Genomic DNA, 21,587 nt, shown 5'->3' with positions numbered 1-21,587 from the left:
CCGGGCCGAGGCCCCACGTACCGGGTATCGTACCCAGCGTCGCCCGACACCGGCCGGGAGGAAACGTGGCGCGCTCGGCATCGGCCTTCTGGATCACCGAACCCGGCACCGGCGCGATCCGGGACGCCGAACTCCCACCGCCCGGCGCCGGCGACGTCGTGGTGCGCACCCGCTACTCGGCGGTCAGCCGCGGCACCGAGGCGCTGGTCTGGCGCGGCGGCGTCCCCCAGAGCCAGTACCAGGCCATGCGGGCGCCCTTCCAGGACGGCGGGTTCCCCGGCCCGGTCAAGTACGGCTACCTCAACGTCGGCCGCGTCGAGGAAGGGCCGCCGGAGCTGCTCGGACGCACCGTCTTCTGCCTCTACCCGCACCAGACGCGCTATACGATCCCCGCCGACGCGGTCACCCCGGTGCCCGAGGACGTGCCGGCCCGGCGCGCGGTGCTGGCCGGCACGCTGGAGACCGCCGTCAACGCGGCCTGGGACGCCGCGCCGCTGGTCGGCGACCGGGTCGCCGTCGTGGGCGGCGGGATGGTGGGCTGCGCGGCGGCCGGGGTGCTGGCCGGACTGCCCGGCGCGCGGGTGCAGCTGGTCGACACCGATCCCGCCCGTTCCGCCACCGCCGCGGCGCTCGGCGTCGGATTCGCCGCCCCCGAGGAGGCCGCCGCGGACTGCGACGTCGTGGTGCACGCGAGCGCGACCGAGGCAGGGCTGGCCCGGTCGCTGGAACTGCTGGCCCCGGAGGGCACCGTGGTGGAGCTGAGCTGGTACGGCGACCGCCGCGTCAGCCTCCCGCTGGGCGAGGACTTCCACTCGCGCCGCCTGACGGTGCGCGCCAGCCAGGTCGGCACCGTCTCGCCCGCGACACGCGGCAGAGGCGGGTTCGCCCGGCGCATGCGACTGGCCCTGCGCCTCCTCGCCGACGCCAGGTTCGACGCGCTGATCACCGGCGAGAGCGCGTTCGCCGAGCTGCCCGAGGTGCTCCCCCGCCTCGCCGAGGGCGAACTCGCCGCGCTGTGCCACCGCATCGCCTACCCGGGCGCCGAGGGATGAAGCCACGGCGACGGCCGCGGCGAGGGTACGTCACCAGGCGGTGGGACAATGCAGGTGTGGACCTGCGCAAGGCATCGCATGCGGCAGGCGTCGGCGTGGTCGCCGCCAGTGAGCACGTCGGTCCACCGCGCGTGCACCGGGCCGTCCCGGCCCTGTCCGCGCGGCTCGTCGTCAGCCTGGGCGCTCCGATCGAAATGCGCTACGACGGGCGCGTGCGGAACATGCAGGCGGTGGTCGCCGGGCTGATGCGGCCCGGAGTGGCTACGCCGTCCCTCACGCTGCGGTCCGACCAGCCGACGGTGTACGTCGACCTCTCCCCCGCGGCGATGCAGCGTCTCACCGGTGTACCACCCGGCGAAGTGGACGCCGGCGGGGTCAGCGCCGACGCCCTCCTGCCGTGGGTCGGCCGGTTGAGCGCGGAGTTGGCCGACCACCCGCTCGGCCTGCGCGAGGCGCTCATGCGCGGCCGCCTCCTCGAACACCTGGAACGGGCCGAGCACGCTGCCGTGTCCGAAGACGCCCTCGCAGCGCTGGAGATCATCGGAGTGCATCGCGGGCGGATGTCCGTGGAGGAACTGGCGCGCCGGACACATCTCAGCCCGCGCCGCCTGCGCTACGTGATGCGGCGTGCGCTGGGGATCGGCCCGAAGTTCGCGTCACGCGTCGCGCGCTTGTCGGCGGCGATCAGCCGGGCCGACCACGGGGCCGGATCCTGGGCCCGGATCGCCGCCGAGAGCGCCTACCACGACCAGAGCCACCTCGTGCGGGACTTCGCCGACCTCATGCGGACGACGCCGACCGCATGGCTGGCGGAAGAAGGCCGAAATCTACAAGGCCGGGGGCGCCCGCTCCCGTGATCATCGAGGTATGAACAGCGAATTCCACCCGAAACTGCTCGTGTCCGACGCCGACGCGGCCATCGACTTCTACACCCGGGCTCTCGGAGCCGCACTGAGCTTCCGAACGGCCGACGACCGGGACGTCGTGAACCACGCGGAACTCACGCTGGGATCGGCCGTCTTCGCGCTGGCGCAGAGCGTCCCCGAGTGGGGATGGCACGATCCCCGTTCGGTGGGCGGATCGCCCGTCCTCATCACGGCCCACGTCGCCGACCCGGATTCGACGGCCGACCGCATGGTCCGACTGGGGGCGGAGCTTGTCGTCCCGATCGAGAACCGCCCGTACGGCAAGCGCCAGGGCAGGGTGAAAGACCCGTTCGGACACCTGTGGGTGATCAGCGGTGAGCTCCGTTAGGCCGGGTGTGCGGGGCTGAACGGACTCCGGCGTCGAGGGCGTGCGGCCGCCCTCGGTGTCGGCGCCTCCGGTGCGGCCTCGGCGCACGAAGGCCCTCTCGGCGAGCGCAGCGGGCGGCTGCGCGGGGAAGGATGCAGGCATGTTCAGGGTCACCGTCCGCGACCACTTCATGGTCGCCCACAGTTTCCACGGCGAGATGTTCGGGCCGGCGCAAGGGCTGCACGGCGCCACGTTCACCGTCGACGCCTCCTTCCACCGGGCCGAGCTGGACGCCGACAACGTCGTCGTCGACATCGGCCTGGCCGCCGGCGAGCTGGGCGCCGTCCTCAGCGAGCTGAACTACCGCAACCTCGACGACGAGCACGCCTTCGCGGGGGTCAACACCACAACGGAGTTCCTCGCCAAGGTCGTCGCCGACCGGCTGGCCGAGCGCGTCGCCGGCGGCGGCCTCGGCGAGGGCGCCCGCGGCCTGGAGCGGATCTCGGTCACGCTGCACGAGTCGCACGTCGCCTGGGCCTCCTACGAGCGCGCACTGTGACCGCCACGAGGGAGCACGCCGACCGCCCCTCCACGGTCCACGTCGTGCTGCCCGGCGGGATCGGCGCCACCGCCTCCCCCAGCGGCGGCGACGTCTACGACCGCCGCATGTGCCGCGGGCTCACGGCGGCGGGGCGGCCGGTCGCCGAGATCACCGTGCCGGGCACCTGGCCCCGTCCCGCCCCCTCCGCCCGCGCCCGGCTGGCCGAGTCCCTCGCGGCGCTGCCCGACGGCTCCCTCGTACTCGCCGACGGCCTGGTGTGCTGCGGAGTCCCCGAGATCACCGCAGCACAGGCCCGCCGCCTGCGCATCGCCGTCCTCGTCCACCTCCCGCTGGCGGCCGAGACGGGATTGAGCGGCCCGGAGGCGGCCGACCTCGACGCCCGGGAGCGCGCCGCTGTGCGGTCCGCCGACGCGGTCGTCGCCACAAGCCCGTGGGCGGCACGGTGGCTGGCCGACCACCACGGCCTCGAAGGCACACGGACACACACCGTCGAGCCCGGCGTCGATCACGCCCCGCTCGCGCCGGGAACCGACGGCGCCGCGCGGCTGCTGTGCGTCGCGTCGCTGACACCGCGCAAGGGTCACGACGTGCTGGTGGAGGCACTGGCGTCGATCACCGACCTGGACTGGACCTGCGAGTGCGCCGGACCCGCCGACCGCGCACCCGAGCACGCCGCCGAGGTACGGCGCTCACTCGCCCGGCACGGCATCGCCGACCGCGTGCACCTGGCCGGGCCGCTCGACGGCGCGGCGCTGGAGGCCGCGTACGCGGCGGCCGACCTGGCCGTGCTGCCGTCGCGCTGGGAGACCTACGGCATGGTCGTCACCGAGGCCCTGGCACGCGGCATCCCGGTGCTGGCCACCGACGCGGGCGCACTGCCGTCCACGCTGGGCACGCCCGCGGGAGGGGAGGCACCGGGCGGGGAGGCTCCTGGCAGGGAAATACCGGGCATGGTGGTGCCCGCAGGCGACGCGGCCGCGCTCGCGTCGGCGCTGCACGACTGGCTCGGATCCGCCGCGCTGCGCGATCGGTTGCGCAGCGCGGCGCGGCGTCGCCGCAGGTCCCTGCGATCCTGGACGGAGGCGGCCGCGCGCATGGACTCCGTACTGCAAGGACTGGAACGGGAGCGGCGATGAGCGCGCACGAGAACGGCGCGTTCGCGCCGGACTGGCTGGCACTGCGGGAAGGCGCCGACGCCGCAGCACGTTCCACCGAACTCCTCGAACCGCTGAAGACCGCCCTGCGCATGCCGGCGGCCGACGGCCCGCTGGTGGTCGTCGATCTCGGCTGCGGCACCGGCGCGATGGGGCGCTGGCTCGCACCGCGCTTGGCAGGCCCTCAGCACTGGGTCCTGTACGACCGGGACCCCGGGCTGCTCGCCCACGCCCGCGAGGGGCTGCCCGAGCACAGCGCCGACGGCGGCCCGACCACCGCGGAGCCCCGCATCGGCGACCTGGCGCAGCTAAGCGCCGCCGACCTGGCAGGTGCTTCGCTGGTCACCGCATCGGCGCTGCTGGACCTGCTGACCGCCGAACAGGCGGCAGACCTGGCGCGGGCGTGCGCGGAAGCCGGATGCCCGGCCCTGCTGACCCTGTCCGTGGAGGGCAGGGTGGAGCTGGAGCCCGCACACCCGCTCGACCGCGCGGTCGCCACCGCGTTCGACGCCCACCAGCGCCGCGGCACGGCGGGCGGGCGCCTCCTCGGCCCGGACGCGCCCGCAGTCACCGCCGCCGCGTTCGAGCGCTCCGGCGCGCGCGTGCACGACCGTCCCAGCCCGTGGCGCCTGGGCGCCGACGACGCCGCGCTCACGGCCGAGTGGCTGCGCGGCCGGGTCTCTGCCGCTGTCGAGCAACGCCCCGATCTGGCCGACGCGGCTTCCGCCTACCTGGACCAACGCCTGGAGCAGTGCGCGGCGGGACGCCTGCATGCCCGGATCGGCCACCGCGACCTCCTCGCGGTCCCCGCTCGACCGGGCGACCCACCACCGGCTCCCGATCCGCAGCAGCCGGCGGCGCCCTGACGCGTCACCCCGCACCGTGAGGGCGCCCAGATGTAGCGGTGCGCGCTGCGGAACACCCGTGCGTCCCTGTCGCACGCCCCCGCCCACGCCGCCGGAACCGATATCAAAGGGCCGCGGCTCCCGCCGTCCTCGCCGCCTCATGGGGTGGCCGTCCGCCCACCGCACCGACCGACGCACGCAGGGGCTCCGCCCCCGCTCGACGGCGTGGGCCGCTGGTGCCTACTGCGCCTCGGCGAGTAATACGGGTAGGAAGGCAGTGAATCGTCACCGGCTGCCGACTGGGCGCAGACGCACCGGCACACCGGCACACCGGCAGGCGGATCTTCCGCAGGGGGGAGGATGATGCGCGCGATCGGGCCCTGGGTGCGGGTGCTGCTGGGCGTCGCCGTGCTGGGGCTGCTGGCACGGACCCTGGGCGCCGAGCCGTTCGTGCGCGGGCTGGGGATGATCGACGGTCCCGCCCTGCTCGCCGCGGTGGGGATCGGGATGGCGACGACGCTCGCCTCGGCCGGGCGGTGGGTCGTCGTGGCCCGCGGTATGGGGCTGCGGCTGGGATTGCCGCGGGCCGTCGCCGACTACTATCGAGCGCTGCTGCTCAACGCGGTGCTGCCGGCGGGCGTCCTCGGCGACGTGCACCGTGCGTTCGAGCACGGTCGCCGTGTCCACGTGGAGGAACCCCCCGGGTCCGCCGGGCGGGCGGTACGCGCTGTGGTGCTCGAACGCGCCGCCGGGCAGGCGGTGCTGATCGCCGCCGCCGTGGCCGTGCTGATTCTCCGGCCCGAACTGCTCACCGCCGCCGCACGGGCGCTGCCCTCAGCCGAGGCGGCGGCCGTGGCGTCCGCCCTGCTCATGGCGGCGATCGGCGCGTCGACGGTGTGGCTGCTGCGCTCGGCGGGCGGTCGGCGCCGGCTGCACCGAGCGCGGGCGTGGGCGGCCGAAGCGCGTTCGGCCGTCCTGACGCGCAGGCGATGGCCGGCCGTCGCGCTGCTGTCAGCGGCCGGGCTCGCCGGGCACCTCTCCCTGTTCGTCGTGGCGACGCGGGTCGCGGGCACCGACGCTCCCGTGGTCGTGCTGCTGCCTCCGCTGCTGCTGGCGCTGGTGGCGATGAGCGTCCCCGTAGGCGTCGGCGGTTGGGGACCGCGGGAGTCCGCTGCCGCGCTCGGCTTCGCCGCCGTCGGCCTCGGAGCCGGGACCGGATTGAGCGCCGCGGTGGTCTACGGGGTGCTCGCCCTGGTCGCTGCTCTGCCGGGCGTATTCGCGCTGCTGCCGCTGGGAGGGGCCGAGCGTCGCCGCACCGGGGACCGGCCGCAGGACCCCGCGGTCACGGAGGCGCCGGAACCCGAGCGCCGATCCCCGGTCGGGGCGCTGCCGAAGAACGGCCGCGCGGCCGCGGGCCGCCTTCGCTGAGCAGCGCACCGCTCCCGAGTCCGCGACTGCCCGTCACATGGGCGCCGCCACCGGCGCACGGCGCCCCTCCGGCTCAAAGGCGCCGGATGCGGGCCAGCCACGCCGCCTGGTCGGCCTTGTCGCCCGGCTCGACTCCCATCGCCGCCGCGTCGCCGTCGCCGAGGGCCACGGTGCGGTAGTGCGCCGAACGCAGGTCCTCCAGCTCCCAGCCCGCGCCGAACGCGTCCCGGATGGCGCTGTCGCTGATCCGCGGGCCGATGCCCGGTTCGGCGTCGGAGAGGGCGAGCACGTGCACCAGACCGCCGGGGCGGCAGGCCGCGTGGAGGGATGCGACGTAGGCCGTGCGGTCATCGTCCTCGAAGACGTGGAAGAGCGCGCTGTCGACCACGGTGTCGTATCGGCGGCCCTCCTCCCCGAGGGCGAAGGCGTCGGCGACCTCGAACTCCGCGTCCGCTCCCTGCTCAGCCGCGTTGGCGCGCGCAGCCTCCACGGCACGCGGGGAGAAGTCGACCCCGCGCACGTCATGGCCCCGGCGCGCGAGGTGGATGGCGTTCTCACCCGTACCGCAGCCGGGATCGAGCACCGCCCCGCTGATCCAGCCGTCCCGCTCCAGGGCCACGACCTGCGGCTGCGGCTCCCCGATCACCCAGGGCGCTGTGCGGTTCTCGTAGATGGAGTCGAAGAAGGTCTCCGGCAGTGGCGTCATCGTGTGCCCCTTGTGCAGGTCGAGCGGGCTCGTGGACGGGACGGACGCGGCGCGCCGCCGCATCGCTCGCGTGCGGCCGCCGCGCTCCCGTCCCGATCACCACTCTGATCCCTCAAGCGCAGTCGAGGTCAATCGGTTTTCGCAGCGCCCCGCCGCCCCCCGGCACACCGCCACCACGGGTCAGCTCCCGCCTTCTCCCTCGGAACCGAGCAGGTGCGGTGCGTGAGTGCGCACCGCTTCCACGACCTCGTCGGGGTGCGGGTTGACCAGGGCGGCGGGTCCGATGAAGACCGTCGGCACCGTCTCGTCCCCGCCGGTGGCGGCACGCACCCGGGCAGCGGCGCCGGGGGTCTTCCAGATGTCGGTCTCAACCATGGGGACACCTCGCCGACGCAGCCGCAGGCGCAGCATGAAGCAGAAGATGCATCCCGGGCGCCAATGGAACTCGACGCCGGCAAGGTCGTGTTCGCTCATGCCCACTTCCTACCCTCCTCCCACGGGGTACCGGCCGTACGGCCGCCCCCACGCCCCAGGACGGCGGGGCCGTGCCGCCCCTCAGCGCCTCACGTGCGGGGAGCCCGGCCCTCGGCCGCGGCTGCGCACACCCCGCGGCGCCCGGCACTCGTCGGGCATCGCTCACGGACAGCCGGTCAGGGGGAGGCTGTGCGCATGCGGCCGCATCCGGCCTCGGGCGGCCCGCGCGCCGCGCCGCGGTCTTCCGGCCGTTGTGCGGCACCATGGCCGCCGCGCCGCGAGGGAGGGCGCTCCGGCCTTCAGTCATCGGACCCGACGAGTCGAGGGAAACCCCATGAGCGATGCACCGACCGTCTTCATCACCGGCGCCACCGACGGCCTCGGCCAGGGCCTGGCCAAGCGCCTCGCCGGCGACGGCGCCACGCTGATCCTGCACGGACGCGATCCCGAGAAACTCGCACGTACCGCCGACGAGGTCGTCGACGCGGGCTCCGCCGAACGGCCCCTCACCGTCACCGCCGATCTCGCCGACCTGTCCCAAGTGCACCGCCTGGGCGAGGAGGTGCGCGAACGCACCGACCGGCTCGACGTGTTCGTCAGCAACGCCGGCGTCGGCGCCGGCGAGCCCGACGGCCGCGAACGCCGGACCGGCGCCGACGGCTACGAACTGCGGTTCGCCGTCAACCACCTGGCCGGGTTCGCGCTGACGCTCCACCTGCTGCCGCTGCTGCGCTCGTCCGCACCGGCGCGGATCGTGCATGTGGCCTCCGCGGGCCAGCACCCCATCGACTTCGACGACCTGATGCTGGAGCGCGGCTACGACGGCTGGCGCGCCTACGGCCAGAGCAAGCTCGCCCAGATCATGTCCGGATTCGCGCTGGCCGAGCGCGTTCCGGCGGAGGAGGTGACGGTGAACAGCCTGCACCCGGCCACCTTCATGCCGACCAAGATGGTGTTGTCCGAGGTGGGCCGGCACGACGACAGCCTCGAAACCGGTGTCGAATCCGTCCACCGGCTCGTGGCCTCCCCCGACGTCGAGGGGACGACCGGCGCGTTCTTCGACCGCACCCGTCCCGCACGCGCCCACGAGCAGGCGTACGACCCCGCTGCGCGCGCCGAGCTGTGGCGGCGCAGCCTGGAGCTGACGGGGATGCCCGACATCGGCTGACACCCGCACCCCGCTGGGTGCGCGGCCGCCCGCCGCCCGGGGCGGCCGCGCACTCCTCCTGTGATGTGCGTCGCGGTCATACCTACCAGTCGGTATTCTTCTCTGGGAGTATGGCACCCGACACACCCCACACCCCGGTGCCCCGCACGTAGGAGGAGCCCCCATGCTGAACCTGGCGATCGTGCTGGAGGACAGCGCCCAGAAGAACCCGGACCGCACGGCCCTGGTCTACGGCGACATCCGCATGCCCTACTCCATGGTCGACGGGCTCGCCAACCAGGTGGCCAACCTGCTGGTGGCACGCGGCGTCCGCCCCGGGGACAAGGTCGCCCTGGCGTGCCCGAACCTGCCTTACTTCCCGATGGTCTACTTCGGCGCGCTCAAGGCGGGCGCGGTCGTGGTACCGGTGAACGTGCTCTCGCAGTCCCAGGAGCTCGCCTACTACCTGGAAGACGCCGAGGCCAAGGCGTTCTTCTGCTTCGAGGGCACGCCCGAGCTCCCCCTGGGCGAGCGCGGCAAGGAGGCCTTCGACGCCACGCCCGGCACCGAGCACTTCTTCGTGCTGCCCGGCGCCGCCCTGGCCACCGAGTCCTCCATCGAAGGGGCCCAGACGCTGTGGGGAGCGCTGGAGGGCGCCTCCGACCGGTTCGAGTCGGTGCAGACCGCCGCCGACGACACCGCCGTAATCCTCTACACCAGCGGCACCACCGGCCGGCCCAAGGGCGCCGAGCTGACCCACCAGAACATGCTGCTGAACGCGATGGTCAACGACGAGCTCGTGCCCAGCTACGGGGGCGAGGACTCCACGATGGCGGTCCTGCCGCTGTTCCACTCCTTCGGGCAGTCCTCCATCATGAACGCGGGCCTGCGCCGCGGCGCCAAGCTCGTGCTGATGCCCCGATTCGAGCCGGTCGAGGCGCTGAAGCTGATGCGCGACGAAGAGGTCACCCTCTTCGCGGGGGTGCCCACCATGTACTGGGCGCTGCTGTCGGCGGTGCGCGCCGGCAGCCTGGAGGTGCCCGCGAGCCTGCGGTCGGCGGTCTCGGGCGGTTCGCCGGCACCGCTGGAGGTCCTCAAGGAGTTCCGCGAGGTCTTCGGCGTGGACATCCTGGAGGGTTACGGGCTCTCCGAGACCGCGCCGACGGCCAGCTTCAACCAGATGCACCGCCCCACCAAACCGGGTTCGATCGGGTTCCCCGTCTGGGGTGTGCAGATGAAGCTCGTCGACGGCGACTGGAACACGGTCGAGGGCGAGGGGCCCGGAGAGATCGCCGTGCGCGGCCACAACGTCATGAAGGGCTACTACAGGCGCCCCGAGGCCACGGCAGAGGTGATGCGCGACGGGTGGTTCCGCACCGGCGACATCGCCCGCCGCGACGAGGACGGCTACTACTTCATCGTCGACCGGGCGAAGGACCTGATCATCCGCGGCGGGTTCAACGTCTACCCGCGGGAGGTCGAGGAGGTGCTCATCGCGCACAAGTCGGTCTCGCTGGCCGCCGTGGTGGGCGTTCCGCACGACACCCACGGCGAGGAGGTCAAGGCGTTCGTCGTGCCCGAGGAAGGCACCGAGCCCACCGAGGCGGAGCTGATCGACTACTGCCGCGAGCAGCTCGCCGCGTTCAAGTACCCGCGTTCGGTGGAGTTCCGCGACGCCCTGCCGATGAACGCCACAGGCAAGATCCTCAAGCGCGAGCTGCGGTAGCGCGCCGCCGCCCCGCAGACTGCGCCGGGGCGCTCGTCAGGCGCGGCAGGAACAGGAAGCGGGAGCCGAGAACCGGTCCCGGACCTCGACGGCCCGGGACCGGCCACGCGACCGGTGTGCGGCGCGCCCTCCCCTCATCGGCGGCCGCCGCCGGTCCGTCCGCACCTCGCAGTCCATCGCTCCTCGCACCGAGGCGCGGGACTCTTCGGCAAGATCCGTCCGAGCAAGTCCATATTCGCGGCCGTCGATGTGTCAAGGGCGCTTCCGGCTGCGATCACGCATCGAAGCGCGGCGGAGCGGGCGGCCGTTTCGGAGCCGGCCGGCTCCGAAACGACGGTGCACGAACTTGACAACACGCATCGCGTTCGCGAATCCTCACGGATCACGCGAAGCCGTCCATAACGGCACGCTCCCCGCTTCCCCCTCGGAGGTCTTCCGTGTACGACATGCTGCTCGTCCTAACGGGCGCATCCATCAGCCTGGTGACCAGCGTCGTCGTGACCTGGGTCCAGGGCCGGCAGGTCCGCAAGGGCGATAACCGCGTCGCCGCTCGCGAGTCGACTCGCGAACTGACCGGACTGTTCATCGCCGAACGCGAGGGCGCCGCGGAGAACGGCGGAACCGAACCGACGCCGGCTCTGGCCGAGGCCGAGATGATGTCGGTGGCGATTTCCGACCGCCGCACCCGCGAGCGGATGCGGGCGATCATCCGCCTCCTGCGCGAACTGCGGCTGCCCGAGCTGCGGGAGCTCGCCGACGCCAACCCCGCGGTCATGCGGCCGCTGCTGTGCGACCACGCGCTGGAGGTGCTGGGCTCCCACTTCCGCAACGAGCGGCTGCCCGCCCTGCCGCAGAGTGTCCAGAAGATGCTCGACGTCGAGGACGAGGCGCTGAACATCCACGCCGGCGGCTCGCCGCGCAACGTCGCCTCCGCGATCAGGACCGCGGACAAATCCGCGGACAAGCCCGCGGGGAAGGCGGCGAACAAGGCCTCGGGCCCGGCCCAGGACGCGGGCTCCTCGGGCAAGTCGTCTTCGGCCAAGGGATCCGGGTCCTCCTCGGCGGCCAAGTCCGCCCCCGCCGCGCCCTCCGCGGAGGGCGGCGAGGCACCGGCCCCGCGCGGCCGCATCCGCCGCAAGCAGGGGGCGGCCGAGGAGTCCGACACCTCGGCGCGCCGCTCCAAGACAGGCAAGGGCACCGACAAGGACGTCGAGGAGCACACCGCCTTCTGGAAGGACGACGAAGACTCCTAGAACGCCCCTCCCACACAGGCGGGCGGCCCCGGTGCAGATGGTGCACCGGGGCCGCCCGTTTCTTGTGTCGGGGTAGCGGCTAGCGGCCGCCGGGGTTTGTCAGCAGGTCAGACCAGGCTCAGGTTCCACCGCTGGAGGATCGGGTTGACCTCCTGGTAGTAGGTGGTGCCGCCCGAGCTGCAGTTGCCCGAGCCGCCGGAGGTGACGCCCTGGGCCTGGTTGCCGCTGATGAACGAGCCGCCGGAGTCGCCGGGCTCGGCGCAGACGCTGGTGCGAGTGAGCCCGTAGACGGTGCCCTGGGGGTAGCGCACCGTCTGGTTGCGGGCCTCGATGGTGCCGCAGTGCCAACCGGTGGTCGAGCCCGACCGGCAGATCGACGAGCCCACAGCGGCCTGGCTGGAGCCGTTTACGGCCACAGTGCCACCGGAGTAGTTGTTGACGCGCGGGGTGGGGTTCCAGTTGCTGGTGGCGCCGACGTAGCCCATGTCGCTACCGGGGAACTCCGAGCCCTGGAAGGTTCCGCTGCCGCCGTTGGCGCCGCTGGCCGAGGCGCCGCTGCTACCGCAGTGGCCTGCGGTGACGAACCCTGTGGTGACGGCGAAGCCGACGGAGCACCGGGAACTTCCGTTGATGTAGTAGGCGTCGCCGCCGACGATGTCGGCGAAGGTCTTCGGCTTCTCGGAGCTCTCCTTCACCTTGACCGCGGCCTTGTCGACCCCGGCGTCGGCGAGGAACGCCTTGCCGGCCTTCGCCGAGCCCTTCTCGACGGTCATGACCACATTGTCGGCCTCGACGTCGGCGTACCAGCCGGTCACGCCGGATCCGGCCTCCTCGGCGTCGGCGTTGAGCTTCTTGACGACCTTGTCGAGGGCGTCCTCGCCGTGGGTGACGACCTCTGCTTCGGCACCGGCGTCCTCGACGGTCTCGGCCGCCTCGGCGTCGGTGACCGAGACGGTCAGTTCGCCGGATTTCGCGTCGAACACGGCGCCGCCGAAGTCGGAGCCGAGGTCGCCGCGCAGCTCGTTCTCGAGGGAACGGGCCTTGCTCTCGTCCTTGAGCAGCTTGTTGGCCTGAGACTCGGTAAGTCCGAGGTCGCGCTGCATGGCGTCGAGCTGTTCCGGCGCCGCGGCCGGTGCGGTGTCAGCCGCCACGCCGCTGGTGGCGGCTGCGATCAGCCCGACGGACAGGGCGATGCCGCCGAGTGCCTTGAACTGGGGGGATTTTCGCACGTGCCTCTCCTTGAGCGGGAACGAAAGGGCGCTGCGCCCGGCTCGGGACCGGACGCGAATCCCTGGCGGTCCGGACCTTGTGAGCCCGTCCCACCGATCCACCGAACGTTCGGTGAATGAGACGAAACGATAAGTGAAGATCACGGCGTGCAACAGTCTTGACACGGTGAGGTGGTTTTCCCTAGCGGGACGACCGCGGCGGACCGGCGACCAGACCGGTAACCCCGTGCGGCTCTCCTGACGTCGGGATTCACAAATACGAAATGACTGCCAGAACACTCACGATCGCGGACGCAAGGGACGATCTTGGCCGGATTCGGCCATTTTTCACCGGGCTATCGAGACAGAGGAGGACGAATGACCCGATGCGCGAGACGGTCCCGCACGGTGCCCGGGCTTGTGCTGGACGCAGGGACTTGCATATGCGGGTACGGCGGGAGGGCCGGCATCCCCGCCGTTTAGGGGGCGGCGCAGGTGTCCGGGCTGCCGCGCGGCGGGATGCGGTGCCGGGTGGCGGCCGCCACCCAGTCGATTACGGGCTGCACGCATCCCATCGCGCGTTCGGGAAACAGGTACCAGTGACGGACTACCGATTCGAAGGGGGACCGTCATGGAGGTCACCGGTATCTTCACCGCGATCATCATCGGGCTGATCATCGGCGTACTGGCCCGCGTCATCCTGCCCGGCAAGCAGAACATCCAGATCTGGCTGACGATCGTCGTCGGCATCGCGGCCGCACTGGTCGGCACGGCGATCGCCGGCTTCGCCGGGTACGCGGACACGCCCGGTATCGACTGGTGGGAGCTGATCACCCAGCTCGTGCTGGCGGTCGCCGGCGTCGGCGCGGTCTCGGCCATGCGCAGCGGCAAGCGTTCCTGATCGGCCTCAGAGCGCCCGGGGGCGCGACTCGCGCCCCCCCGGCCCGCCGGGCGGCGCGGAGCGGGCCGCCCGGCCGTGCTCCGCGCGCCTGAACAGGGATCGGCCACGCGCCGCAGAGGAGATCCCCGCTCCCCCTTTCCGGACCGCTCCACCGCGATCCGTCGCGCAACCGGATCCTGCGGATGTGGAGCGCCTGGGATGTGGAGCGCCTGGAGCGTCGGCCGCGGAGGCTGACGGCCGGGGCACGGGGCTCTCGGAGCCGCCCGTGCCCTCGATCAAGCCGCGCGATGGGGCCACGTGTGCCCGAACTCGCCGAAGCGTCCCCACCGCCGGATGCGGCGCCGGGACCGGCCGCTACGTGGGAGGCCCCGGCCCTCCCCGAGTTCCGGTCGCAGATTGCGCGGTCATCAATGGGGCAGAAATCTCCGTTGAATTTCCCGGCATATACGGACGAACAGCCGCAACCTTCTCGCGCGCCGGAGCCGACGATCTCGTACGATCCCCCTACCGCTGCGGTCACCCGGTGCACCCCGGCCGAATCCCCTCCCCGCCCGCGATCCAGCGATTCCGCCTGCCCGGAACCGGCGCAGCCCACCCCTCTGCACGAAGAGATTCCGCATGCCCGACGACGCCCCCGGCTCCGATTCCGGCGCCGCAGGATCCGACCGGCCGGAGCGACCCGGCTCTCCCGGCGCAGATACGGCGGACACCCCCTCCCCGCCGGACGGGGCGGCGGAGGCCGACGATGCCGGGCGCGGCGGCGCCGATGCCGGTGAGACAGAGGAGGCCGCTGCGACCGATACGGCGGACGCGCCGACCGGTACCGGAGCGGACGGCGCGGCGAGCGAGGCCGGCGCCGGGGCGGAACAGGACGGCGTCCCCGGCAGCGCGCCCGCGAAGCCGGCCGGTACCGCCGCTGCCGGGCGGGGCCGGAGGCTGCCGCGCGCGGCCGCGTGGACCGCCGTCGCCCTCGTACTCGTGCTCACCGCCGGCGTCGCCACCGCCTACGGGTACTACCGGTCGCTGCAGGGCGACATCATCCGCCACGACCTCGACACCGCACTCGACGAGGCGGACCGGCCCGAGAAGATCGGCGACGACCTCAACATCCTGTTCATCGGCTCCGACGGCCGCGAGGGCGGCAACGCCGCCTACGGCGGGCGCGACTTCGTCGGCGAGCGGTCCGACGCCCTGATGCTGGCCCACATCTCCACCGACGGGCGGGTCACCGTGATCAACGTCCCGCGCGACTCCCTGGTCGATCTGCCCGAGTGCGCCCCCTACGGCGAGACCGAGGGCACCCCCGCTTACCACGGCATGATCAACGCGGCGCTCTTCCACGGCGGGCCGCCGTGCGTCGTCAAGACCGTCGAGTCGCTCACGGGCATCCGCGTCGACCACTTCGCGCACCTGACCTTCGTCGGATTCCGCGAGATGGTCGACGCGATCGGCGGCGTGGAGATGTGCATACCGCGCCCCATGCACGACGAGCGGGCCAAGCTCGACCTCGACGCCGGCCGGCAGCGGCTGGACGGAGAGGAGGCGCTGTCGTTCGTCCGGGCGCGCTACGAGATCGGCAACGGCGGCGACATCGGGCGCATCGACCGCCAGCAGATGTTCCTGGGCGCGCTGGCCGACGAGGCCGCCGACAGCGACCTGCTGACCCATCCGAGCCAGGCCACCGGCATGCTCCGCGCACTGTCCGAGCACACCGGCACCGACGGCGCGTTCACCCTGCCGACGATGGTCTCGATCGCCTCGACGCTGGCCGGGACCGACCCGTCCGACATCGCGTTCTACACGGTGCCCTGGCAGCGCGCGCCGTTCGACGCCAACCGCGTGGTCTGGGACGCCGACGCCGCAGCGCGGCTGTTCTCCGCCGTCCGGCACGATCGGCCGGTGGAGGACCGCCTGTTGATCACCGGAGAGCAGGAAGCCGACGGCTCCGAGGGCGATGCCGACGCGAGCGGGACCGGGGACGCCGAGGGCGCGGACGCCGCTTCGCCGCAGACCGACGATGCCTCCGACCCCGTCGCCGGTACCGAGGACGCCGCCGAACCGAGCGTCTCGCCCGGCGGCGGAGAGCCGTCGGCCGACGAGCCGATCACGGGGCGGGACGCGACCTCCAACCCCTGCGCCAACGGCCTGGGCCGGGGTACGCAGGACACCGAGGAGAGCGCAGAGCCGCAGATGTGACAGCGGCGCCCGCGCGGGCGCCGCTCACCGGTTCCGGCCGCCCGGAAGCCCGCCGACCAGCCGCCTCCGGAGGCGGGGCACCGGTGGTCAGCGATGGGTTCCGCAGGAAAATCTGTGATTTGTGCGAACCAACCTCCGAGTTCGCGCGTCACAGTCATCGGGTACCAAACCCCCACATCGCACTGTGGCCGACCCGCCCCCGCAGCCGAGCCGCGGTGGCATCCCTCCTGCCACACCCGGGGTCGTGCCCACGAACCGACGACCTGGAGGACCCCCGAAGTGACTTTCCGCTTTCCACGCCGGCCCGCGGCCGCGCTTGGCGCCGCGGCCGCCGCCGTCATGATGGCGGCGTCGGCCTGCAGCACGGGCGAGGGCGACCTGGCCAACGAGGAACCGACCGTCGCCCCCGCCGAGGTCTCCATCACTCCCGAGGACGGCGGCAGCGAGGTCCGACCCGACTCCCCCATCGTCGTGAGTGCGAACAACGGCAAGATCACCGACGTGCAGGTCGAGCAGAAACCCTCCGAGGGCGAGCCCGACACGAGCATGACCGGCAGCTACAACGACGACAAGTCCGAGTGGGTCAGCGACTGGACGCTGCACCCCGGCAGCGACGTCACCGTCACCGCTGTGGCCGAGAACGACGAGGGCGAGTCCATCGAGTCCATCAGCGAGTTCTCCACCGTCCCGCCGGTCGAGGGGCAGCGCCTGGAGATCAAGTCGATCAGCGTCGAGCCCGACAGCACCGTCGGGGTCGGCATGCCGATCGTCGTCGATTTCGACATGCCGGTCGAGAACAAGGCCCAGGTCGAGGCCGCGATGGAGGTCACCTCCGAGAAGCCGGCCAAGGGCGCATGGAACTGGTTCGGCGACAAGCAGGCGGTTTTCCGCACCGAGGAGTACTGGGAGCCGCACCAGAAGGTCGGGGTCGACCTGAACCTCGCCGGCGTCGCCGCCTCCGAGGGCGTGTGGGGCATCAAGAACCGCAGCTTCGAGTTCGAGGTCGGGCGCTCGCAGATGACCGAGATCGACGAGGACAAGCACCACATGACCGTCGAGCGCGACGGCGAGGTGATCAAGGAGTTCCCGGTCAGCCTGGGCGACGCCACCCAGCGGAAGTACACCACCACCTCGGGAACCCACCTGACCATGGCCTTCCACACCGACTACCGGATGAGCAACGACACGCTCGGGGTCGACGAGGACTCCCCGGAGTACTACGAGGTGTTCGTCGACTACGCGATCCGCATCTCCAACTCCGGCGAGTTCCTCCACGAGCTGGAGTCGAACCCGATGCTGGGTGAGGCCAACACCAGCCACGGCTGCGTGAACATGAGCCGCGCCGACTCGCGGTGGTTCTACGAGGAGAGCCTGCGCGGCGACCCCGTCGACATCACCGGCACCGACCGCGAGCTGGAGGTCACCAACGGGTGGGGCTACTGGCAGCGCTCCGCCGAGGAGTGGATCTCCAACAGTGCCACCGGCGAGGCCGACGACACCTCCGAGCCCGGCACCCCGGGCTCCCCGCACCACGAGAAGTGAGGCCGCCGAGCCTCCGATGAGCCGCGCCTCCGCCTGGACGGGCGGGCGACCGGGCGCCGGAGCCGATACGAAACGCGGGGCCCGCCTCCACCGCATCTCCGGTGGAGGCGGGCCCCGCGTCGTGTGCGGAGGGTGGCGGCGGCACCTCTGAGGTTTCCGGCCACAGCAGAAGGGACCCTCCGCGATCCCCTGGCGCCGGCGACCGCAGAGGTTGCGGCAACGGGGCATGCGTGCGCGCAACGCCGTGAGCCGGCTTGCCGCCGAGCAGTGGGCGACCCGGACCTCGCACGGTGCACCACCGCTCGACGGCACGAGAAGAGACGCGATGTGAAGCGTCTCCGGGGCGCCAAGGCCCCGCAGGAAGGTGCTGCGTGCGTTCGGCGGCAAGCCGGCTCGCTCGTTGTTCGAGCTGCGCCCCATCGCCGCAACCTCGGGAGTGGCCCGTCCCGGATGCTTCGCGGAGGGCCCTTCCCCTTCCCGGGGTGGCTCCGCCGCTTACGGGGGCGTCCCCAGGCCCCCTCCTTCCCGGGGACGCCCCGCGACGACGCACCCGGCCGACCCGGCGCGAATACGCTGCACGGTCGCCGGCCCCGCGCGCTCCGCCGCCGTCTTCTGGGTCGACGGCGGGACGGTGCGGAGGCGCGGAACAGGGTGCGAAGAGGCCCCGGGAGCGGGAGCCGACCGGGGAATCCGCCCTGGGAACCCCCACAGTTCCCAGGGCGGCGCTTCCGATCGGCTTCCCGGCGTCCCGGGGCCGACGTGCACCGCGGCTCCGACGGATCAGCCGCGGTGCACGGTCTGGCGGCTCGGTGCGGAGCGCCCGGTTCGCCGAGCGCTCCGCCGGAGGCCGGCTTAGAGCACCGGCGTGTTGACGCCCTCGGCGACGTCCACGGCGCCGGTGGCGCCCGCACCGCCGGCCGCGGCCTCGGCGACGTCGCCCGTCGTCTCGCTGACGTCGACCTGCTCGGTCACCTCGTTCACGGAGGGGGCCTGCTCGTCGACGCTCTCCACGGCGTCGCCGACCTTCTCGCTACCGGGGACGGCGGACTCGAGGGCCTCGGTGTCGGCGCCCTCGACGGAGACCGGGGTCTCCGGCAGCTGCTCCTCGACGCCCTCCGTGGACGGCGCGGGCAGCTCCTCGGCCACCCGGCCGACCTGCTCGGTGGTGTTGGGCAGCACCGCGCCCGCAGCGCCCTCGGCCACTGCGCCGACGGCCTCCCCGGCCTCTCCGGCGGCCTCGGCGGGCCGGTCCTGCACGGCGGGGGCCGGGGCGGGCACCTCGTTGCTCAGCGGCAGGGTCTCGGTGGCGCCGCCGATGGGCACCATGGAGAAGAGGTCGCCGCCGACCAGGCCGAGCGCGTCGCCGGTCGGCAGCATGCCCAGGGGGTCGCCCTGCTGGGGAACGGTGTCGTAGGCCGGCAGCGTCGTCGCGACGCCGTCGACCGGCTCGGCCTGCGGCACGGTGCCGTTGCTCAGCGGCAGGGTGCCGCTCGCCCCGCCCAGCAGGCTCTGCACTGCGCCGGTCGGCAGGACGCTCGCGGGGCCGACCTGGCCGGGCAGGTCGCTGCCGCGCAGCGGCAGGGTGCCGCTCGCCCCGCCCAGCAGGCTCTGCACTGCGCCGGTCGGCAGGACACTGGCGGGGCCGACCTGGCCGGGCAGGTCGCTGCCGCGCAGCGGCAGGGTGCCGCTCGCCCCGCCCAGCAGGCTCTGCACTGCGCCGGTCGACACCGGCAGGCCCTGGCCGGACAGCAGGTCGCCGGCAGGCAGCATCGAGGCGGCGCCGTCGACAGGGTTCGCCTGGTGGACCGCGTGGCTCAGGCCGACGGTGTTGCGCGCACCGCCGACGGCGTCGTGGACGGTGCCGAGCCCGGACTGGGCCTGGGAGCTCACACCGGACATGTCGCCGACCGGGGTCCCCAGGTTGGCGGTGTTGGGCGCGGGCTGGACGGTGCGCAGGTCGACGTCCTTCAGCCCGGAGACCAGCGAGTTCGCGCCTCCCCCGAGACCCGCGGGCAGGCCCGCGGTGGCCGGGGCGGATGTCGGCAGGGAGTCAGTTGCGCTCAGCGCGCCGAGGTCGTCGGCTCCGGCGGAACCCGCGCCGAGAGCGGCGACTCCTGCGGCACTGGCCGCCACGAGAACGGCCTTGGCGGACTGGCGAGCGAACTGGAACATGGAACGTCCTTCCGGATCATGTGAATTTCGGTTGCTTTGGGGATGGACTCTGATGTGTCCGTATTTCCCGCTGGAGAGCCCTGGCCAGAGGCCCTCTGCGGTTCTGGGATGAGTTAGGGGACTTCTCCCGGCGCTCCGCGTCCGTGCGTGGCGGGCAGGGACGGTGGATGCCGGGACCAACCTGAGGATCTGGCGGACCTCGGGCTGACGAGAGCCTCGTGGCGGAGGCGAGCGGACTCGCTGCCGATCACGGACACGGGGCTCACGTCAGCCCCCAGTGGGCGGATGCCGCTGGACCGATGGGCCGGGCGCCAGTCAGGGGGTGCGCGAAGGCGCGCCGCGCAATGCGGGGCGATCGCCGCGTCCCGGGCGTGCGGTCCTAGTCGGGAGAGAAGGTCGGCTTCTCGCCGAGGTCCTGAGGGACGTCGGCGAGGGCCTGGCGGGCGCACTGGAGCATGCCCGCAGCCGGGGCGGCCGTTGCCGCCGCCGGGAGGTACCCGGCGCACATGCCGCCGGGCTGAGCGGTGTTCACGCCGGAGCCGACCGCGGCGGCCGCCTCGGGGCGGTCGACGCCGCTGTCACGCGGCCCGGAGTCGTCGTCGCCGACGGCCTCGGCGGCGGGGCCGCCGTAGGGCGCGAAGCCCGCGTGGTCGGCTACGGGCGCGGCGGCGGAGAACGCCTGAGCGCTTTCCCCGAGACCCGGCGCGGAGCCGGTCCCACGCCCCGCCGGTCCGGCGGGGTCCTGCACACGGCCCGCACCGGGGACGGTGTCGGCGTCGGACTCGTCATCGGCGCCCAGGCCCGGAAGGACCTCGGCGCCGTCGAGACCGGACGGGTCGAACCCGGTCATGCTGAAGGCCGGGAGACCGTGCGCGGCGTTCTCCGCCGCGGCTTCGGACACCGCCGCGGCCGAGGCGGGCGTACCCGGGGAGGTCACGGAGGCGGGCACGGACGTGCCGACCTTGCTGACGGCCGCGACCGTGCCGCTGATCCGCTCGGCCGCCGGCTTGCGCCGGTCGGACTCGGAAGACTCGGAAGAAGAGGAAGCCGCGGAGGAGCCGGAGGACTTCTTGGAGGCGGCTTCGGCGCCGTCCTTGGAGCCGACGGCCTCGGTCGCGACTGTGTCCACACCGTCCTGGACCGCTGTGCCCACACCGCCCTCTGGCGTGTCGGGCCGCGTGCCCTGGTCCCGGCTGCCGGAGCCGGCCGAGTCGGAGGGTCCCGCCGACTCGGCGGAGTCGGTGTTCGCGGACGCGCCGGAGCCCTCGGCCGCGCCGGTGTCTTCCGCGGTTTCCTCGAGCTGGTCCGGACCCTCCTGAACGGCGCTCTGGCCCGCTTCCGCGGAGTCGGCGAGCCCGGGAACGGCGACCTCGTCCGCAGCGGCGTAGGCCGCCCCTGCGAACCAGGCACCCGAGAGCAGTCCGGCGACCACGAGCCACCGGCGCGCCGAGGGCCACACCCCCGGCGAGCGCCGGTCCGCACGCACAGCCGATGCGACGCGTGCTCCGCGTCGCGAACGGTCTGTGCCCTGCATGGAGGTTCCCTTTCGAGGAAGGCTCTACAGTTCGAGGAAGGCTCTCTCAGGAGTCTTCAGGATGCGGGTGTCCGGGGCCGAAGCCCACACCACCGCTCCGGCAATTCCGGATGCGGCGCCCCGCACCGACCGATAACCCGAAACCCGGGTTCGGTTCGATTGGAAGCGACCGTAGCACGATCACTACAGGAAGCAACCGTCCAACCGCATAATCCGCGCGCCCGGCGGTCCCCGATATCCGCATATCAGCGTGTTCGCCGGAGGTGAATTCCGCTGTCGGCGCCACGCGATAACGGCGGAGTGCGGGCGAGGGCGGATCGGGCTCGGATTCACCGATGCTGCGCGCTTCGGGTCGGGCGTACGACGAGGGCGGCGACGACAGCGGAGGCCCGGGGCTCGGCCAACGGCCCTGTCGGCGCCGCGCCGGTCACCTGCCGAGGGCGGGAATGGCGTC

The 21,587-nt window shown here is 73.0% G+C and carries 18 protein-coding genes; 13 read left to right on the top strand and 5 right to left on the bottom strand.

From position 1 onward, the window contains the following. Positions 1 to 65: 65 nt before the first annotated feature. The 7 genes from LP52_RS24510 (at position 66) to LP52_RS24480 (ending at position 6,274) form a co-directional block, all read left to right on the top strand. The gene (locus LP52_RS24510) at positions 66 to 1,052 is read left to right on the top strand and encodes a zinc-dependent alcohol dehydrogenase (protein ID WP_040276775.1); all 987 of its coding nucleotides are present in this window, start codon (positions 66 to 68) and stop codon (positions 1,050 to 1,052) included. Positions 1,053 to 1,108: 56 nt separating this feature from the next. Further along, entirely contained in the window at positions 1,109 to 1,909 is an 801-nt protein-coding gene (locus LP52_RS24505; RefSeq protein WP_040276774.1) for a helix-turn-helix domain-containing protein, read from the top strand. A gap of 10 nt (positions 1,910 to 1,919) precedes the next feature. Then, positions 1,920 to 2,306, top strand: a complete 387-nt coding sequence (locus tag LP52_RS24500; protein WP_040276773.1) for a VOC family protein — start codon at positions 1,920 to 1,922, stop codon at positions 2,304 to 2,306. A gap of 139 nt (positions 2,307 to 2,445) precedes the next feature. Next, positions 2,446 to 2,844, top strand: coding sequence for a 6-pyruvoyl trahydropterin synthase family protein (locus tag LP52_RS24495; RefSeq protein ID WP_040276772.1), 399 nt, complete (start codon positions 2,446 to 2,448; stop codon positions 2,842 to 2,844). Continuing rightward, positions 2,841 to 3,983: a glycosyltransferase family 4 protein gene (locus tag LP52_RS24490; RefSeq protein WP_052810237.1), complete on the top strand. Its 1,143-nt coding sequence runs from the start codon at positions 2,841 to 2,843 to the stop codon at positions 3,981 to 3,983. Before LP52_RS24495 ends, LP52_RS24490 begins: the two co-directional genes overlap by 4 nt. After that, positions 3,980 to 4,867 (top strand): class I SAM-dependent methyltransferase, encoded by an 888-nt coding sequence (locus tag LP52_RS24485; RefSeq protein ID WP_052810236.1) that lies wholly within the window; start codon positions 3,980 to 3,982, stop codon positions 4,865 to 4,867. Before LP52_RS24490 ends, LP52_RS24485 begins: the two co-directional genes overlap by 4 nt. A 339-nt stretch (positions 4,868 to 5,206) precedes the next feature. Further along, complete coding sequence (locus tag LP52_RS24480) at positions 5,207 to 6,274, top strand: lysylphosphatidylglycerol synthase transmembrane domain-containing protein (protein WP_052810235.1); 1,068 nt, start codon at positions 5,207 to 5,209, stop codon at positions 6,272 to 6,274. Positions 6,275 to 6,347: 73 nt separating this feature from the next. Here LP52_RS24480 and LP52_RS24475 read toward each other — a convergent pair whose 3' ends face one another. After that, complete coding sequence (locus LP52_RS24475; protein ID WP_040276788.1) at positions 6,348 to 6,980, bottom strand: class I SAM-dependent methyltransferase; 633 nt, start codon at positions 6,978 to 6,980, stop codon at positions 6,348 to 6,350. Between the two features lie 180 nt (positions 6,981 to 7,160). After that, on the bottom strand, positions 7,161 to 7,454 hold the full coding sequence (locus LP52_RS24470; protein ID WP_040276771.1) for a glutaredoxin domain-containing protein: 294 nt from the start codon (positions 7,452 to 7,454) through the stop codon (positions 7,161 to 7,163). A 334-nt stretch (positions 7,455 to 7,788) separates the two neighbouring features. Here LP52_RS24470 and LP52_RS24465 point away from each other — a divergent pair, with 334 nt between their 5' ends. The 3 genes from LP52_RS24465 (at position 7,789) to LP52_RS24455 (ending at position 11,580) form a co-directional block, all read left to right on the top strand. Beyond that, positions 7,789 to 8,622: an SDR family NAD(P)-dependent oxidoreductase gene (locus LP52_RS24465; protein ID WP_040276770.1), complete on the top strand. Its 834-nt coding sequence runs from the start codon at positions 7,789 to 7,791 to the stop codon at positions 8,620 to 8,622. Positions 8,623 to 8,785: 163 nt separating this feature from the next. Continuing rightward, entirely contained in the window at positions 8,786 to 10,327 is a 1,542-nt protein-coding gene (locus LP52_RS24460) for a long-chain-fatty-acid--CoA ligase (protein WP_040276769.1), read from the top strand. 446 nt (positions 10,328 to 10,773) lie between these two features. Further along, complete coding sequence (locus LP52_RS24455; RefSeq protein WP_193790040.1) at positions 10,774 to 11,580, top strand: hypothetical protein; 807 nt, start codon at positions 10,774 to 10,776, stop codon at positions 11,578 to 11,580. A gap of 107 nt (positions 11,581 to 11,687) precedes the next feature. Here LP52_RS24455 and LP52_RS24450 read toward each other — a convergent pair whose 3' ends face one another. Beyond that, positions 11,688 to 12,809, bottom strand: a complete 1,122-nt coding sequence (locus LP52_RS24450; RefSeq protein WP_040276768.1) for a S1 family peptidase — start codon at positions 12,807 to 12,809, stop codon at positions 11,688 to 11,690. 610 nt (positions 12,810 to 13,419) lie between these two features. On the opposite strand from LP52_RS24450, the gene LP52_RS24445 reads away from it, so the two are divergent. The 3 genes from LP52_RS24445 to LP52_RS24435 all read left to right on the top strand — a co-directional run bounded on the left by LP52_RS24445 (position 13,420) and on the right by LP52_RS24435 (position 17,427). Beyond that, entirely contained in the window at positions 13,420 to 13,689 is a 270-nt protein-coding gene (locus LP52_RS24445) for a GlsB/YeaQ/YmgE family stress response membrane protein (RefSeq protein ID WP_040276767.1), read from the top strand. Between the two features lie 618 nt (positions 13,690 to 14,307). Further along, entirely contained in the window at positions 14,308 to 15,885 is a 1,578-nt protein-coding gene (locus LP52_RS24440; protein ID WP_052810233.1) for an LCP family glycopolymer transferase, read from the top strand. A gap of 279 nt (positions 15,886 to 16,164) precedes the next feature. After that, positions 16,165 to 17,427: a L,D-transpeptidase gene (locus LP52_RS24435; RefSeq protein WP_052810232.1), complete on the top strand. Its 1,263-nt coding sequence runs from the start codon at positions 16,165 to 16,167 to the stop codon at positions 17,425 to 17,427. 852 nt (positions 17,428 to 18,279) lie between these two features. Here the strand turns inward: LP52_RS24435 and LP52_RS24430 are convergent. Next, positions 18,280 to 19,599, bottom strand: a complete 1,320-nt coding sequence (locus LP52_RS24430; protein ID WP_040276766.1) for a hypothetical protein — start codon at positions 19,597 to 19,599, stop codon at positions 18,280 to 18,282. Between the two features lie 379 nt (positions 19,600 to 19,978). Then, on the bottom strand, positions 19,979 to 21,133 hold the full coding sequence (locus LP52_RS24425; protein ID WP_157036465.1) for a hypothetical protein: 1,155 nt from the start codon (positions 21,131 to 21,133) through the stop codon (positions 19,979 to 19,981). Positions 21,134 to 21,587 lie beyond the last annotated feature (454 nt).

Origin of the sequence: Streptomonospora alba (assembly GCF_000826685.1) — a bacterium.
GTDB lineage: Bacteria > Actinomycetota > Actinomycetes > Streptosporangiales > Streptosporangiaceae > Streptomonospora > Streptomonospora alba.
Note: the sequence above shows the minus strand (reverse complement) of the source record. Positions and strands in the feature narration are given on the sequence as shown.

What these genes read in the sequence shown, in the direction of transcription:
- LP52_RS24500 (WP_040276773.1), top strand. Translation starts at nt 1,920, where the DNA reads ATGAACAGCGAATTCCACCCGAAACTGCTCGTGTCCGACGCCGACGCG.
- LP52_RS24495 (WP_040276772.1), top strand. Translation starts at nt 2,446, where the DNA reads ATGTTCAGGGTCACCGTCCGCGACCACTTCATGGTCGCCCACAGTTTC.
- LP52_RS24485 (WP_052810236.1), top strand. Translation starts at nt 3,980, where the DNA reads ATGAGCGCGCACGAGAACGGCGCGTTCGCGCCGGACTGGCTGGCACTG.
- LP52_RS24480 (WP_052810235.1), top strand. Translation starts at nt 5,207, where the DNA reads ATGATGCGCGCGATCGGGCCCTGGGTGCGGGTGCTGCTGGGCGTCGCC.
- LP52_RS24475 (WP_040276788.1), bottom strand. Translation starts at nt 6,980, where the DNA reads ATGACGCCACTGCCGGAGACCTTCTTCGACTCCATCTACGAGAACCGC.
- LP52_RS24470 (WP_040276771.1), bottom strand. Translation starts at nt 7,454, where the DNA reads ATGAGCGAACACGACCTTGCCGGCGTCGAGTTCCATTGGCGCCCGGGA.
- LP52_RS24465 (WP_040276770.1), top strand. Translation starts at nt 7,789, where the DNA reads ATGAGCGATGCACCGACCGTCTTCATCACCGGCGCCACCGACGGCCTC.
- LP52_RS24460 (WP_040276769.1), top strand. Translation starts at nt 8,786, where the DNA reads ATGCTGAACCTGGCGATCGTGCTGGAGGACAGCGCCCAGAAGAACCCG.
- LP52_RS24455 (WP_193790040.1), top strand. Translation starts at nt 10,774, where the DNA reads ATGCTGCTCGTCCTAACGGGCGCATCCATCAGCCTGGTGACCAGCGTC.
- LP52_RS24445 (WP_040276767.1), top strand. Translation starts at nt 13,420, where the DNA reads ATGGAGGTCACCGGTATCTTCACCGCGATCATCATCGGGCTGATCATC.
- LP52_RS24440 (WP_052810233.1), top strand. Translation starts at nt 14,308, where the DNA reads ATGCCCGACGACGCCCCCGGCTCCGATTCCGGCGCCGCAGGATCCGAC.
- LP52_RS24430 (WP_040276766.1), bottom strand. Translation starts at nt 19,599, where the DNA reads ATGTTCCAGTTCGCTCGCCAGTCCGCCAAGGCCGTTCTCGTGGCGGCC.
- LP52_RS24425 (WP_157036465.1), bottom strand. Translation starts at nt 21,133, where the DNA reads ATGCAGGGCACAGACCGTTCGCGACGCGGAGCACGCGTCGCATCGGCT.